The 14,174-nt window shown below is 71.5% G+C and carries 12 protein-coding genes; 4 read left to right on the forward strand and 8 right to left on the reverse strand.

Annotated features, from left to right (window positions below):
* Window positions 1–69: 69 nt before the first annotated feature.
* Window positions 70–477, reverse strand: a complete 408-nt coding sequence (locus ACIBG4_RS41765; RefSeq protein ID WP_397208134.1) for a winged helix-turn-helix transcriptional regulator — start codon at window positions 475–477, stop codon at window positions 70–72.
* 123 nt (window positions 478–600) lie between these two features.
* Here ACIBG4_RS41765 and ACIBG4_RS41770 point away from each other — a divergent pair, with 123 nt between their 5' ends.
* Window positions 601–1,428, forward strand: coding sequence for an enoyl-CoA hydratase/isomerase family protein (locus ACIBG4_RS41770; RefSeq protein ID WP_397208136.1), 828 nt, complete (start codon window positions 601–603; stop codon window positions 1,426–1,428).
* 220 nt (window positions 1,429–1,648) lie between these two features.
* Here the strand turns inward: ACIBG4_RS41770 and ACIBG4_RS41775 are convergent, their stop codons facing one another.
* Complete coding sequence (locus ACIBG4_RS41775) at window positions 1,649–2,524, reverse strand: hypothetical protein (RefSeq protein WP_397208138.1); 876 nt, start codon at window positions 2,522–2,524, stop codon at window positions 1,649–1,651.
* Window positions 2,521–3,072 (reverse strand): RNA polymerase sigma factor, encoded by a 552-nt coding sequence (locus ACIBG4_RS41780; RefSeq protein WP_397208140.1) that lies wholly within the window; start codon window positions 3,070–3,072, stop codon window positions 2,521–2,523. Before ACIBG4_RS41780 ends, ACIBG4_RS41775 begins: the two co-directional genes overlap by 4 nt.
* Window positions 3,073–3,233: 161 nt before the next feature.
* Here ACIBG4_RS41780 and ACIBG4_RS41785 point away from each other — a divergent pair, with 161 nt between their 5' ends.
* A complete protein-coding gene (locus tag ACIBG4_RS41785; protein WP_397208142.1) occupies window positions 3,234–6,425 on the forward strand; it encodes a S8 family serine peptidase in 3,192 nt (1,063 codons plus the stop codon).
* Window positions 6,426–6,640: 215 nt separating this feature from the next.
* On the opposite strand, the gene ACIBG4_RS41790 is transcribed toward ACIBG4_RS41785, so the two are convergent.
* From ACIBG4_RS41790 to tdh, 5 genes are all read right to left on the reverse strand, one after another.
* The gene (locus tag ACIBG4_RS41790) at window positions 6,641–7,516 is read right to left on the reverse strand and encodes a hypothetical protein (protein WP_397208144.1); all 876 of its coding nucleotides are present in this window, start codon (window positions 7,514–7,516) and stop codon (window positions 6,641–6,643) included.
* Window positions 7,513–8,055 (reverse strand): RNA polymerase sigma factor, encoded by a 543-nt coding sequence (locus ACIBG4_RS41795; RefSeq protein ID WP_397208146.1) that lies wholly within the window; start codon window positions 8,053–8,055, stop codon window positions 7,513–7,515. The genes ACIBG4_RS41790 and ACIBG4_RS41795 overlap by 4 nt, the downstream gene beginning before the upstream one ends.
* A gap of 107 nt (window positions 8,056–8,162) precedes the next feature.
* A complete protein-coding gene (locus ACIBG4_RS41800; RefSeq protein WP_397208148.1) occupies window positions 8,163–9,068 on the reverse strand; it encodes a LysR family transcriptional regulator in 906 nt (301 codons plus the stop codon).
* A gap of 48 nt (window positions 9,069–9,116) precedes the next feature.
* Window positions 9,117–10,286: a glycine C-acetyltransferase gene (locus tag ACIBG4_RS41805; RefSeq protein ID WP_397208155.1), complete on the reverse strand. Its 1,170-nt coding sequence runs from the start codon at window positions 10,284–10,286 to the stop codon at window positions 9,117–9,119.
* Window positions 10,286–11,317, reverse strand: a complete 1,032-nt coding sequence (gene tdh / locus ACIBG4_RS41810; protein ID WP_397208150.1) for an L-threonine 3-dehydrogenase — start codon at window positions 11,315–11,317, stop codon at window positions 10,286–10,288. The genes ACIBG4_RS41805 and tdh overlap by 1 nt, the downstream gene beginning before the upstream one ends.
* A 199-nt stretch (window positions 11,318–11,516) precedes the next feature.
* Between tdh and ACIBG4_RS41815 the strand changes: the two genes are divergently transcribed.
* Together ACIBG4_RS41815 and ACIBG4_RS41820 are read left to right on the forward strand one after the other, a co-directional pair.
* Window positions 11,517–12,650 carry an ROK family transcriptional regulator gene (locus ACIBG4_RS41815; RefSeq protein ID WP_310715611.1) on the forward strand — a complete coding sequence of 378 codons (1,134 nt, stop codon included), beginning with the start codon at window positions 11,517–11,519 and terminating at the stop codon, window positions 12,648–12,650.
* 145 nt (window positions 12,651–12,795) lie between these two features.
* Window positions 12,796–14,055: an ABC transporter substrate-binding protein gene (locus ACIBG4_RS41820; protein WP_397208152.1), complete on the forward strand. Its 1,260-nt coding sequence runs from the start codon at window positions 12,796–12,798 to the stop codon at window positions 14,053–14,055.
* Window positions 14,056–14,174 lie beyond the last annotated feature (119 nt).

Genomic DNA, 14,174 nt, shown 5'->3' on the forward strand with positions numbered 1-14,174 from the left:
GCACCCTCGTGCATGGCCTCGGGGCCGGCTCCGAACGTGTCCGCCGAGATCCACGACCGCGTCGAACGCTCACTTCCGGATGGATGCGTCGTAGTCGGTCTGGCGTGCTCGGATCTCTTCGGCGTGGTTGACCGTCCAGTCGTAGAGTCGGCCGAACGGCTCGCGCAGGGATTCGCCGAGGGGGGTCAGGGAGTATTCGACCCCGACCGGTGAGGTCGGCAGGACGCGGCGCTCGATCATGCCGTTGCGTTCGAGGCGGCGCAGGGTCTGCGTCAGGACTCGCTGGGTCACACCTTCGAGGCGGCGCTTGATCTCGTTGAACCGGCGTGGTTTCTCGAGCACTGCCATGACCATCATCGACCATTTGTCGGCGATCTGGTCGAGAATCGGGCGGCTCGGGCAGTCGGCCCGGAAAGCGAGGTCGCTGCCCGCGACGGTCCGGTAGATGGTGTCAGCGCCGGTCTCGGAAGCGGCCATGACGGTATCCTCCAGGATCCCTGAGATGCTCAAAGTGCGTTATTGACGCAGGTGACGGCCCGTTTCACCCTAGGTATACATCAGGAACCAAGATGCCTGCCAGATACCTACAGGAGTTCTCTCGTGGTCTACAGCGGTTACCAGACTCTTCGTGTCGCCGACGAAGCCGGCATCGCCCGCGTGACGATCGACAACCCGCCAGTGAATGTGCTGGATGTCGCGCTCATGACCGACCTGCGGGACCTGCTGACCGCGTTGCGCGACGACAGGTCGGTGCGGGTGATCGTGTTCGACAGTGCCGATCCGGAGTTCTTCATCGCGCACGTCGATATGACCTCCACGCCGGACGCGCTGGCCGGACTCGCGGCCACCGCCCCGGAGGGTGTGAACGTGTTCCAGGCCGTCGGGGAGATGCTGCGTCGCCAGCCGCAGGTGACCATCGTCAAGCTCGCTGGGAAGGCGCGTGGCGGCGGAGCGGAGTTCGTCGCGGCCGCGGACATGGCCTTCGCGGCGATCAGCCGTGCCGGGCTCGGCCAGATCGAGGCGCTCATGGGCATCGTCCCGGGTGGCGGAGGCACGCAGTACCTCGCCGCCAGGGTCGGGCGCAATCGTGCGCTGGAGGCGGTGCTCGGCGCCGAGTTGTTCGACGCGGAGCTCGCCGAGCGCTACGGCTGGATCAACCGGGCCCTGCCCGCCGACGAGCTGGACGCGTTCGTCGACCGGATCGCCCGTGACATCGCCGCCCTGCCGGAGGGCGTGATCGTCGCGGCCAAGCAGGCGATCGTGCCCGACGACCTGTCCGCGGGCCTGGTACGGGAGAACGACGCCTGGGCCGGCCTCGTCTTCCGACCAGTGGCGGGGCAGTTGATCAGCGGCGGCCTGGCCGCGGGCGCCCAAACCCGCGACGGCGAACGCGACCTGGAGGCCCTGATGCGAAACCTGGCCGGGTAGAGCCCCTGGAACCATGACCGGCCGGCGGGCATGGATTCCACGGTGGTGCGCGCCTCCCGTACCGCATCCTCGGCCTGGTCGGGTGAGCCGAGCCCTGATCGAACGCCTGGTGGCGAACCTCCTGGACCGCGGGCCCAGTGTCCTCGCGGAGAGGGCGGCTGCCCGGCGCCCCGTGCGGGCAGCAGCCCTCGTACGACCAGGAGGTCGGCCCTCGCGCCGCCTAGGAGGTCGGGCAGTTCGAGCCGCGGCGGCCCCCCGGCTCCTGCGGCTCGGACCCCTCGTAGACGTTCAGGCTCGCCTTGCCCGGCTCCGTCATGCTGCCGCTCTCCACCAGCCACGAGTCCGGGACCGACTCCTTCGTCCCCCCGGAGACGGGGTCCATGTCCACGAAGTCCTGGACGGTCACGCCGCGTTCCCGCAGCATGTCGCGCACCTCGGACACGGGCCGGCCGATGTAGGGCAGGCAGTGCAGCGGCTCGCCCAGGGCGTCGATCGTGGTGCCGATCTCGAACTGCTCGCCGGGCCGGGCCTCCCGCCCGAGGGTGATCTCGGCGGGTCCCTGGAAGTTCTCCGGGATCTTCACCCCGATCGGGCAGCCGCCCATCTTGTCGCAGTCCCCCGGCCGGTCGATGGTCTTGATCTCGTCGAGATACCGCTCGTCGGTGGGCGAGACGGGGAAGATGGACCCGACGAACGCCGGGGTCGAGGGGATGACCCTCAAAGTCACGTCCAGACCGGCGTCACGGAGCTGGCTCTCGTAGGCGGCGGAGTCGGCGTACAGGTCCTTGACCTCGATAACGAAGTAGCCGTCCTCCTTCTTGATGTCGAGCGCCGCGGCCGTCCCGGGGCCGAGGCCGAGCCCGGCGGGCAGCAGCCAGCTCAGGCCGAGGAACGCGGCGGCCAGCAGGGCCACGCCCGGCACCGCGGCGCGCAGGACCAGCCCGCGGCGCCCGTGTCTCTCCGTCGCGGCGGGCACCCGGGCGGGCGCGGCCTCGGCGGTCATGATCTCTCGCATCAGCGCCCGGGCCCCTTCACTCATGCCCGGCCCGGAGGCGGGCTTGAGGTGGGCGACGACGCGATCCACATCGCTGTTCATGACTTCCCCTCCGCGAGTGCGACGGCGCGCAGGCCGTACGTGGTCAGATCCAGGTTGTCGGCGGCCAGCTCTCTGGCCAGCCGCTTGCGGGCGCGGTGCAGGCGCAGGCGTACGGCGCCGCGCGAGCAGCCGAGCACCTTGGCGATCTCGGCGTGGCCCAGTCCCTCCCAGCCGACGAGCGACAACAGCTCCCGGTCGTCGGGCGGCAGGCGTCTGAACGCCTGGTAGGCGGCGTCGCCGTCCCGGTCCGCCACGGGCCGGGACCAGGTGGTCAGCTCCTCGCGCAGCCGCGCGGCCAGCGCCGAGCGGCGCTCCTGGGCGCGGAAGTGGTTGGCGAGGACACGCCGGGCGACGCCGTACAGCCACAGCCGGGCCTCGTCGCCGCCGGGCACGTCGCCGAGCCGCCGCCAGGCCGTCGTGAACGTCTCGGCGATCACGTCGGCGGTGTCGTCGGGGGAGTCGGTACGTCGCGTGACGTAGGCGGCGATGGCGGGGTAGTGCGCCAGGTACAGCTCCTCGAAGCGCTGCTCGGGCGTTGGGGGGCCCATGTTGGCTTCTCTCGGTGTTTTGGACACATCTCAGGAGATGTCCGGCTCTGAGGTTCCGTTTCACTCGGGGCCGTTGCCGAAGCCCTCCGAAACGCACCGCAGTATCCGGACATTTGCTCATGCGTCATGAAGATTCCTCAGGCGATCGCGAGAGGTAGCGCATGAGCTTAGGCAATGGTCTGATGGCCGCCGTCCTGGCCGGGTCGGTCGGCTTCACGGCCGTTCCGGCGCCCGCCGGTCCGGACGCGGCCGACGCCGGACGGACGGTCACGCGGCAAGGGAACGACCGGACGGGCACGGTCACGCTGATCACCGGCGACCGGGTCGTCGTCACCGCCGCCGGCCACCGGGTGGAGCCGGGACCGGGCAGGCAGGTGGACCACTCCAGCCGGTACCGGGAGGGCCACCTGTATGTCTACCCGTCCGACGCCCTCCCGCTGGTGGCCCAGGGTGTCCTGGACGAGCGGCTGTTCGATGTGACGCAGCTCCTGGAGTGGGGGTACGGCGACGCGAAGCGGGGCGACATCCCGCTGATCGCGCAGTCGGCACAGGGGGACGTGCCCGCGCTCCGGAGCGCCCGTCAGGTCCGGCGGATGTCCGCCCTCGGCATGTCCGCGGTGCAGGTGCCCAAGACGAACGCGGCCGAGACGTGGAAGGGCCTGGCCGCCGGCGCCCGGACCCTGGCCGCCGGGCGGACGAAGCTCTGGCTGGACGGGCGGCGCCCCTTCACCCTCGACCGGAGCGTCAAGCAGATCGGCGCCACGGAGGCGTGGAAGCAGGGCATGACGGGCAAGGGCGTCACGGTCGCCGTCCTGGACTCCGGCTATGACCCGGACCATCCGGATCTGAAGGACGTGGTCACACAGTCGCAGAACTTCAGCGACGAGCCCGACATCCGCGACAACCTCGGCCACGGGACACATGTGGCGTCGATCGTCGCGGGCGCGGGGGAGAAGTACCGGGGAGTGGCACCGGACGCGAAGATCGCGCTCGGCAAGGTGGGCGGTGTCCGCGGCCCGGCCGACTCGGCCATCCTGGCGGGCATGGAGTGGGCCGCCGTCGAGGTCAAGGCCAAGGTGGTCAACCTCAGCATCGGCGCACCGGACACGCAGGGGCTGGATCCCCTGGAGCAGGCGGTCAACACGCTGTCGGAGCAGACCGGTGCGCTCTTCGTCGTGGCGGCGGGCAACGAGGGCTCTCCCGGCACGGTGAGCAGCCCCGGCAGCGCCGACGCCGCGCTCACGGTCGGCGCCGTCGACCGGGACGACCGGATGGCCGACTTCTCCAGCGCGGGCCCACGCCGCGACGACCACGCGATCAAGCCGGACATCACCGCCCCCGGCGTCGAGATCACGGCCGCGGCCGCCGCGGGCACGGCCGACGGTCCGTACGTGGCCTACAGTGGCACGTCGATGGCCGCGCCCCACGTGGCGGGAGCCGCCGCGATCCTCGCTCAGCGGCACCCGGACTGGAGCGGTCAGCGCCTGAAGGCGGCGCTCATCGGCGGCGCCTCGCCCCAGGAGGGTGTCAAGCCGTACCAGCAGGGGGCCGGGCGGGTCGACCTGGTCCGCGCGCTGGCCCAGCCGGTGACGGCGTCGACGCCGAACGTGTGGGCCGCCTTCCCCTGGGACGGCACCGGCGAGCGGGTGGTGACCAAGGACATCACGTACGCCAACTCCGGCGACACCCCGGTCACCCTGGCCCTCAGCGAGGACAGTGAGGTGCTGGAGCTGGGGTCCAGCAGCCTGGAGGTGCCCGCGAAGGGGGAGGCGTCGGTCAAGCTCACGATCCGGGGGGAAGGCAAGGCGCCCGGGGATTATCCCGGCACCGTGACCGCCCGGTCCGGCGACGCCGTGGTCCGCACCCTGGCCGGTGCCTATGTCGAGCCGGAATCCTATGACCTCACCGTCAAGACGGTCGACCTGGAGGGTGGCCCGCCTGCCGCCATCCTCTTGGGCGAGGTCTACAACCTCAAGACCGGTGACCGGCATCTGCTCGCCTTCGACGGCCAGGGCCAGGCCACGATCCGGCTGCCGAAGGGGGAGTGGAATCTCTACGTCGACATCTGGGGTCGTGACGCCGCCTTCGCCCACCGGCCCGTGACCATCGACAGCGCCGACCGTGAGGTGACGTTCGACCTGCGCCAGGCGAAGAGGGTCGATTTCGCGGTGGACGAGCCGACCGCGGAGCGTGACCCCGTCACTGACTTCACTCTGGCCAACGGGACCTGGAACACCTCTTGGGCCAGCGGCGGCAAGGACCGGAGCTACTACGTGTTCCCCGTACGCCAGCCGGGTCTGCGGTACATGGCCACGACCACCTGGCACAAGAAGGACGCCAAACCGAGCCCGTACCGCTACGACCTCGTCGACTACGAGATCGACGGGATCCCGGACGACCCCACCTACACGGCGCGGACGCGCGACCTGGTGAAGGTGAGCGCGGCCTACCGCGCGCCGGGCGTCGCCGCCAAGGGAAGGACATGGGTGGGGCCGCAGTTCCCCGGCGCCCGCTGGACGGACGGGTGGCTCGACGGCAGCCCCGAGATGGACCTGCCGGCGACCATGACCCACTACCGCACCCCCGGCTTCGCCTGGACCACGGAGGTCGGGACGGGTACTCACATGGTGGCCGGCAGCAGTGCGGTGCTCGGGCGGCGGCCGGTCACCGAGGTGTGGAACGACGCCGTGACCGGCCCCGCGTTCGGCACGCCGGCCGGTGACCGCGACGGCGACCGGCTGCGCTTCACCGCAGACGGTCTCCTCGTCGCCGGCAGGGCCGGGCAGGCCGGCGGTGACTCCGCCACCACCGGGAGACTCGCTCTGGCCCGCGGCGCCGAGGTGCTGGCCCAGGCCGACCTGGCGGGCTGCGCCCCCGCGGAGCCCGAAAAGTGCCTGCTGAAGGCCCGCATGCCCGCCGAGGCGGCGACCTACACGCTGACCGCGTCGGCGCAGCGGCCGGCGGCGCTGTCCACGAAGGTCGAGGCGGCCTGGACGTTCCGGTCGGAGCGGACGGACGAGGCCCGGCCGCTGCCCCTGACCGCGGTCCGCTACCTCCCCGAGGGCCTGGACGACCACAACCACGCCAAGCCGGGGTCCACGACCGTGATCCCGGTTCGTCTCCAGCGCAACCCGGGCGCCCCTGCGGCGCGGGTCACGTCGATCACGGTGGAGACGTCCTTCGACGACGGGGCGACCTGGCGGCCGGTCCGGCTTGCCCGCTCCGGCTCCGGATGGACGGCCCGGGTCGCGAACCCGGCCGCGCCCGGGTTCGTCTCGCTGCGCGCCAAGGTCACGGACGCGGCGGGTGACCGGGTGACGCAGACCATAACCCGGGCGTACGCCATCGGGTGACGCCGACCATCATCCGGGCGTACGCCATCGGGTGACCAGGTGGCGCTGACCAAGCCACAGGTCTGCGCCATCGGCTGACACCCTCCGCACGTCCGGCCGCTCGGGGAAGGGGATCCCCCCGCGCGGCCGGGCCTCCGGCCGCGCGGGCATGGGCTCCGCCTGGGCGGTCGCGCGTCCGGCCGCGCGGGAACAGCACCCCCCGCGCGGCCGGACGGTCAGTAGCCGGGCGGCGGGGTGACGCCCTGGGCGGGCTCGATGCTCAGGATGATCACCCCGTCGTTGTAGGTCTCACCCTCCGCAACCATCCAGCCCGGATCGACCCGGGAGGCCGGCACCGGCCCCTCGACCTTGTAACCGACCCCCTCGTGCAGCGGCCAGCGGAGCTCGTACTCCACCTTCAGACCGTGCTCGCGCACGACGGGCACCGCCTCGGCCACCGTGAGCCCCCCGATCCTGGTCCCGGCCATGACCTCACCCGGCAGGGTGGCGTCGATGGGGGACTCGTACTTCTCGCCGGGCTTGGCCGGCCGGCCCAACGACAGCGTCGCCGGTCCCTCGGTGTCGGCCGTGATCCTGAATTCCGTCAGGCACCCTTCGACCCGCACCTTGCAGTCGGACAGGCCGGAGACCATCCGGTTGTCCGGGTCCGAGTCCTCCCAGCCGACCACGGGGTGGCGCTCCCGCGGCGACACGGGCATCAGCTCCACCTTCACGTTGCCCAGGCCGACCTTGTCGAGCGCCTTCTGCAGCTCTTCCGGATCGGGGTCGCCGTCGGTGATGTAGAAGACGTACTCGTCGCCGTTGCGGTCGATCGTGACGGCCTGGCTCGCGTACACCTGCCCCGACTCCCTGAACAGGGACGGGCCGACGACGAGGGCGCCGGCCAGGACGACCGAGGCCGCCAGGCCCAGCATGAGGCGGCTCGGCGTCGGCCCGCGCCGGCGCCGCCGGGCAGCCGAGGCCGGGGCCGGGGTCCGGTCCAGCAGGAGGATCTCGGTCAGCAGCGCGTCCGCCCCCGCGGTGGTCGCGCTGCCGGACAGGTCCGCGTCCAGCACCCTCGCCTGCTCCCTGAACACCTGGTCGTTGCTCATCGTGACTCCTCGTTGGTCAGTGGTCGCGGGCGGACGGCCGCCGGGCGGGCGGCCTCCAGGGCCCGGGCGAAGCGCCTGCGGGCGCGGTGCAGCCGGATGCGGACGGCGTTGCGCGAGCAGCCGAGCACCTCGGCGATCTGGCCGGGGTCCAGCTCCTCCCAGACGGACAGGGCCAGCAGCTCGCGGTCGTCGCCGGAGAGCGCGTTCATGGCCTGGTCCACGTGGTCGTACCGGCTGGGGGCGGACATGGCGTAGCGGCGGCGGGTCTCGGCGGTCAGCTCGGCGTGCCCCGTCTCCCTGCGCCGCTCGCCGCGGCGGTGGTTGGCCAGGATGCGCCGGGCCACGCCGTAGAGCCACAGCCGGGCGGCGTCGCCGCGGGGGATCTCGCTCACGCGCCGCCAGGCGGTCACGTACGTCTCGGCCACGATGTCGGCGGCGTCCTCGGCGGAGGAGCACCGTCGCATGACGTACCCGAGGATCTGCTCGTACGTGCGCCGGTACACGGTCTCGAACCGGGACTGGTCATCGGTTTCGTCCACTTCATCCTCGTCGGTGGGCTGTTGTCGGTCTCGATCACGTACGTGTCCGCGGATGGACGCGGAATTTCACACGGGGATCGGAACAGCGACGTGCCGAGGAGGCGGCGTCAGGCCGGGGCGATGGCGCGCAGGGTGTCGAGCACCTGCCGGAGGAGCGGGTGGGCGGCGGCGCCGCGGCGGACGGCGGCGAAGACGCGCCGCTCCGGGCCCGGCGCGGGCCGTACCGTGACACCCGACAGCGTCATGTCGCGCAGGGCGAGCCGGGGTACGAGTGCCACCCCCGCGCCCGCCGCGACCAGCGCCGCCACGGCGCGGAAGTCGTCCGAGCAGTGCGCGAACGCGGGCGTGAACCCCGCCTGCTCGCACGCGAAGGCGATCACGTCGTGGACCGGGTTGCCCGGGTGGGGGCCGATCCAGGTCTCACCGCCCAGGTCCGCGAGCGCCACCGGCTCGTCGGACGGCCCCGCGGCCAGGGGGTGCTCGTCGGGGAGGACGAGGTCGAACGGCTCGGCGTACAGGGGGACCCGGGACAGGCGGCCGTCCGCCGCCTCCGGCCACCCGCGGTACTCCACGACGACGGCCAGGTCGGCCCGCTCGTCGAGCAGCATGGCCAGCCCCTGGTCCCCCTCAACGTCCCGTACCCGGACCTGCAGGCCCGGGGCCTTGAGCCGGAGCGCGGCGACGGCCGGGGCGAGGACGGCGCTGATCGCGGTGGCGAAGCAGGCCACGGTGACCTCGCCCGCCTCCCCGGAGGCGTAGGCGGCGACCTCCGCCTCGGCGCGTTCGAGCTGGGCGAGCACCTCGTCCGCGTGCCTGAGCATGATCGTGCCCACGGCGGTGAGCCGCACGCCGCGGCCGTCGCGGGTGAACAGCCGGTGCCCCACCTCGTGCTCCAGGGCGACGAGCTGCTGCGACACGGCCGAGGGGGTGAGGTGCAGGGTGGCCGCCGCGGCGGTGACCGTGCCGTGGTCGGCCACCGCGCGCAGCGTGCGCAGGCGGCGCGTGTCTATCACGCTGGTGAGGATACCTACGGCGCCCGCCGGGCCGTGGGGCCAGGACGGTCAGCCGCGGGCCTGGGCGAACGCCTCCACGGCGCGGTCCACGTCCTCGGCGGAGTGCGCGGCCGAGAGCTGGACGCGGATGCGGGCCTGGCCGTGCGGCACCACCGGGTACGAGAACCCGATCACGTAGATGCCCAGCTCCAGCAGCCGGTCCGACATGGCGGACGCCTTCGCCGCGTCGCCGATCATGACCGGGACGATCGGGTGGTCGCCGGGCAGGATGTCGAACCCGTGGCGCGTCATCTCGCTGCGGAAGCGGGCCGTGTTGGAGCGCAGCCGCTCCCGCGCCTCCCCGGTGCTCTCCAGCAGGTCGAGGATGCGCAGCGAGGCGGAGGCGATGACGGGCGCGAGGGAGTTGGAGAAGAGGTACGGCCGGGAGCGCTGGCGCAGCAGCTCGCAGATCTCCCGGCGGGCCGAGACGTAGCCGCCGCTGGCCCCGCCGAGCGCCTTGCCCAGGGTGCCGGTGATGATGTCGATCCGGTCGGTCACGCCGTGCAGCTCGGGCGTGCCGCGCCCGGTGGGGCCGACGAAGCCGACGGCGTGGGAGTCGTCCACCATCACCATCGCGTCGTACCGGTCGGCCAGGTCGCAGATCTCCGGCAGCGGGGCGAGGTAGCCGTCCATGGAGAACACGCCGTCGGTGACGATCAGCCGGCGGCGGGCGTCCGACGCCTCCTTCAGGCGGGACTCCAGCTCGCCCATGTCGCGGTTGGCGTAGCGCAGGCGGCGGGCCTTGGACAGGCGGATGCCGTCGATGATGCTCGCGTGGTTGAGCGCGTCGGAGATCACCGCGTCCTGACCGTCGAGCAGCGTCTCGAACACGCCGCCGTTGGCGTCGAAGCACGAGCTGTACAGGACGGTGTCCTCCATGCCGAGGAAGGCGGACAGGCGTCCTTCGAGCTGCTTGTGCACCTCCTGGGTGCCGCAGATGAACCGGACCGAGGCCATGCCGAACCCCCACCGGTCGAGCGCCTCCTTGGCCGCCGCGACCACCTCGGGGTGGTCGGCCAGGCCGAGGTAGTTGTTGGCGCAGAAGTTCAGCACCTCCTGACCGGCGACGCGCACGTTCGAGCTCTGCGGGGTGCTGATCACGCGCTCGGGCTTGAGCAGCCCGGCCTCGCCGATCTCGTCGAGCGTCTCACGCAGCTGCTCGCGCACGTTGGTGAACATCAAGCACAACTCCAATCCAAAATGACCTTGCCCGTACGGCCGCGCGCGGCGGTGTCGAAGGCGGCGTCGAACTCCTGGTACGGGAACCGGTCGGTGATCACCGGGGTCAGGTCGAGGCCCTTCTCCAGCAGGACCGACATGTTGTACCAGGTCTCGAACATCTCGCGGCCGTAGATCCCCTTGATGGTGATCATCGAGGTGACGATCGTGGCCCAGTCGACCGCGAACTCCTCCGCGGGCAGGCCGAGCATGGCGATCTTCCCGCCGTGCGTCATGCTGCCGATCATGTCGCGCATGGCCCGCGGGTTGCCGGACATCTCCAGCCCCACGTCGAAGCCCTCGCGCATGTCGAGGCGGCGCATGCCGTCGGCGAGGGAGTCGCGGGCCACGTTCAGCGCGAGGGAGACGCCGAGCTTGGCGGCCAGGTCGAGGCGCTCGTCGCTGACGTCGGTGATGACGACGTTGCGGGCGCCGACGTGGGTCGCCACGGCCGCGGCCATCAGCCCGATCGGGCCCGCGCCGGTGATGAGCACGTCCTCGCCGACGAGGGGGAACGACAGAGCGGTGTGAACGGCGTTGCCGAACGGGTCGAAGACGGCCGCCACGTCGGGATCGACGGGGACGCGGTGGACCCAGGCGTTCTCGGCGGGAAGCGTGACGTACTCGGCGAAGGCCCCGTCGCGGTGCACGCCGAGACCGACGGTGTTGCGGCACAGGTGGCGGCGGCCGGCCATGCAGTTGCGGCACCGGCCGCACACGATGTGGCCCTCTCCGCTGACCAGGTCGCCGACGGCGACGCTCTCCACGCCGGGGCCGAGCTCGACGACCTCGCCGCTGAACTCGTGCCCCACGACGAGGGGAAGCTTCAGGGTGTTTCTCGCCCAGTCATCAAATTTCCGGATATGGAGGTCGGTGCCGCAGATGCCGGTACGCAGCACCTTGATCAGCACCTCACCGGGCCCCGGCGTCGGCTCCGGGACGTCGACCAGCCGGAGACCAGGCTCGGGCCTCTCCTTGACCAGCGCTTTCATCACACATTCCCCCTCATCCCGAACCTAACGCACTGTGCCGTCCCGGCTCCGGGCATGTCCATCGAGGGATTCTTAAGTGCCCCCACAGCTTCGCTTCACGCCGCCGCCCGGCGTGTTGGCACGCCTCCCGGCCGCCCCGCGATTACGCAACAAGGTTTCTTAAGTAAGATGTCGATCTGACGGTTTCCCTGGAGGTCCGGTGCGACAGCAGAGCGGCGACGCCTCCCTTCTGCGCAGGCTCAACTCCGCCGCGGTGCTGCGCATCCTGCGGGAGGCCGGGGTGGCCACGCTGAGCGAGCTGGCCAGGGCGGCCCGCGTCTCCAGGCCGACGGCCGAGGTGATCGTCGAGGACCTGGTCGCCGAGGGCTGGGCCGAGGAGTGCGGCGAGGAGCAGGGCGACCGCCAGCGCGGCCGGCCGGCCCGGCGCTTCCGCTTCCGCGCGTCGGCGGGTCACGTGGCGGGGGTCGGCATCGGGGCCTCCCACGTACGCGCCATGGTGGCCGACCTCAACGGCGAGGTCGTCGCCTCGCACAAGGCGCCCACCCACGCCACGATGACCGCGGCCGAGCGCCTCGACGCCGTCGCCGGCCTGGTCTCCGCCGTCGCCGACCGGGCCGGGCTGTCCATGGCCGGCCTGGCGGCCGTCGGCGTGGGCACCACCGGTGTGGTGGACAACGCGGGCCGCGTGGTCAAGAGCACCGTCCTGCCCGGCTGGACCGGCCTGGACCTGCGGGCCGAGCTGGGGCGGCGGCTCGCGCCGCCCGTGCTGGTCGAGAACGACATGCGGCTCGCGGTGCTCGCCGAGCACTGGCGGGGCGTGGCGCGCGGTCATGACGACGTGGTCTACCTCTTCACCGGCCATCGGCTGGGCCTCGCCCTGCTGATCGGCGGCCGGCCGCACCGGGGCGCCAACGCCGCCGCCGGCGAGATCGGCCGGCAGGCCCGCGACCACTGGTCGGCCTTCAAGCACGTCTTCGACTACGCGATGGAGGCCGAGCCGGGCGAGCTGCGCTCGCACCAGCAGGCGGCCGACTTCGCCATCGCCCGGGCGCGCGCCGGCGACGAGCGGGCGCTGGCGGCCGTCACCGCGTTCGCCCGGCACCTGGGCGAGGGCCTGCTCACGCTGGTCAACCCGCTCGACCCGGAGATGGTGGTGGTCGGCGGCCGCCTGGCCAGGGCCGGCGACCTGCTGGTCGAGCCGATCCAGCGCTACTTCGACGACGTGTGCTACTACCCGCCGAAGGTCGTGGCCTCCGGCCTGGGCAGCGACTGCGTCACGCTGGGCGCCGTCCGATGGGCGCTGGACCGCGCCGATGACCTGCTCTTTTCGTAGAGTCCTTCGATAATTCTGTCACGAAGCTGTCACGCAGCGGTCGCGTGCGCGCATCTTCTGCAAGATCCTGCACGATTATCTATAGTTGTTTTCATAAATGAGCGCTATCTTCCAGTCACGCGCAAACCCGACAGATGGGGACGACATGACAGGCAAGATGAGGGCGCTGATGTGCGCCGGTGCGCTCGTGGCAGGACTCGCGGGATGCTCCTCGTCTGACGGGGGCGGCTCCGGCGGCAAGGTGACGCTGACCTACGCCTACTGGGACAGCGAGAACCAGGGCCAGGCGATGAACAAGATCGTCCAGGAGTTCGCCAAGTCCCACCCGAACATCGAGGTCAAGCTACAGTTCACCCCGAACAAGGAGTACTGGACCAAGCTCCAGACCTCCGCGGCCGGCGGCACGGCGCCCGACGTCTTCTGGATGAACGGCCCGCGCATCGGCCTGTACGCCTCCCAGGGCGCGCTGATGCCCCTGTCCGACCGGATCGCCGCCGACAAGCTCGACCTCGGCAAGTACCCCAAGTCGCTGGTCGACCTCTACACCCTCGACGGCAAGCAGTACGGCATCCCTAAGGACTTCGACACCATCGGCCTCTGGTACAACAAGGACCTGTTCGACGCCGCCAAGGTCAAATACCCTGACGCCTCCTGGACCTGGGACGACGTCCGCGCGGCGGCCAAGAAGCTGACCGACCCGGCCAAGGGCGTCCACGGCATCGGCGCGATGCCCTGGTCGCAGGAGGTCTTCTACAACACGATCTTCCAGGCCGGCGGCTACGTGATCTCCGACGACAAGAAGAAGTCGGGCTACGACGACCCCGCCACCATCGAGGGCCTCAGGTTCTGGAAGGACCTCCTCGACCAGAAGCTCTCGCCGACGGTCCAGCAGATGACCGACAACGACCCCATCGAGATGTTCAAGAGCGGCAAGCTCGCCATGTGGTACGACGGCTCGTACGACGCCTCCCAGTACTTCAAGACCGAGGGCCTCAAGGCCGGCGTCGCCCCGCTCCCCGCCGGGCCCAAGGGCGAGGCCACCGTCATCCACGGCCTGGCCAACGTCGTCTATGCCAAGACCAAGCACCCGCAGGAGGCGTGGGAGTTCGTCAAGTTCCTCGGCTCGGAGCAGGCCAACCGCATCCAGGCCGAGGCCGGCGCCGTCATCCCGGCCTACGAGGGGCTCCAGGGGTCGTGGGTCAAGTCGATGCCCGGACTGGACCTCCAGGCGTTCATCGACCAGGTCCCGGACGCCCGGCCGTACCCGGTCTCGAAGAACACCGCCGCCTGGACCAGCCTGGAGACCGACGCGATCACCAAGGCGTTCACCGACGGCCAGGACGTCGAGGCGGCGGCCAAGCAGCTCGCGACGGCCATGAACGCGGCCCTGTCGCAGGAGAAGTGAGCACCCTCGGAAGGGGGGGCGCCCCCCCCGCGCCCCCCCCCCCCCCCCCCCCCCCCCCCCGGCGCCCCCCCCCCCGGGGGGGGGGGGGGGCGAGGCTACCGCCCCCCCCGGGGGGGGGC

This window comes from Nonomuraea sp. NPDC050383 (genome assembly GCF_044459125.1).
Classification (GTDB): Bacteria; Actinomycetota; Actinomycetes; order Streptosporangiales; family Streptosporangiaceae; genus Nonomuraea.

Excerpts from the sequence above, each read along its gene's own strand:
- ACIBG4_RS41765 (WP_397208134.1), bottom strand. The coding sequence starts at position 477 with ATGGCCGCTTCCGAGACCGGCGCTGACACCATCTACCGGACCGTCGCG.
- ACIBG4_RS41775 (WP_397208138.1), bottom strand. The coding sequence starts at position 2,524 with ATGAACAGCGATGTGGATCGCGTCGTCGCCCACCTCAAGCCCGCCTCC.
- ACIBG4_RS41780 (WP_397208140.1), bottom strand. The coding sequence starts at position 3,072 with ATGGGCCCCCCAACGCCCGAGCAGCGCTTCGAGGAGCTGTACCTGGCG.
- ACIBG4_RS41785 (WP_397208142.1), top strand. The coding sequence starts at position 3,234 with ATGAGCTTAGGCAATGGTCTGATGGCCGCCGTCCTGGCCGGGTCGGTC.
- ACIBG4_RS41790 (WP_397208144.1), bottom strand. The coding sequence starts at position 7,516 with ATGAGCAACGACCAGGTGTTCAGGGAGCAGGCGAGGGTGCTGGACGCG.
- ACIBG4_RS41805 (WP_397208155.1), bottom strand. The coding sequence starts at position 10,286 with ATGTTCACCAACGTGCGCGAGCAGCTGCGTGAGACGCTCGACGAGATC.
- tdh (WP_397208150.1), bottom strand. The coding sequence starts at position 11,317 with ATGAAAGCGCTGGTCAAGGAGAGGCCCGAGCCTGGTCTCCGGCTGGTC.
- ACIBG4_RS41820 (WP_397208152.1), top strand. The coding sequence starts at position 12,796 with ATGACAGGCAAGATGAGGGCGCTGATGTGCGCCGGTGCGCTCGTGGCA.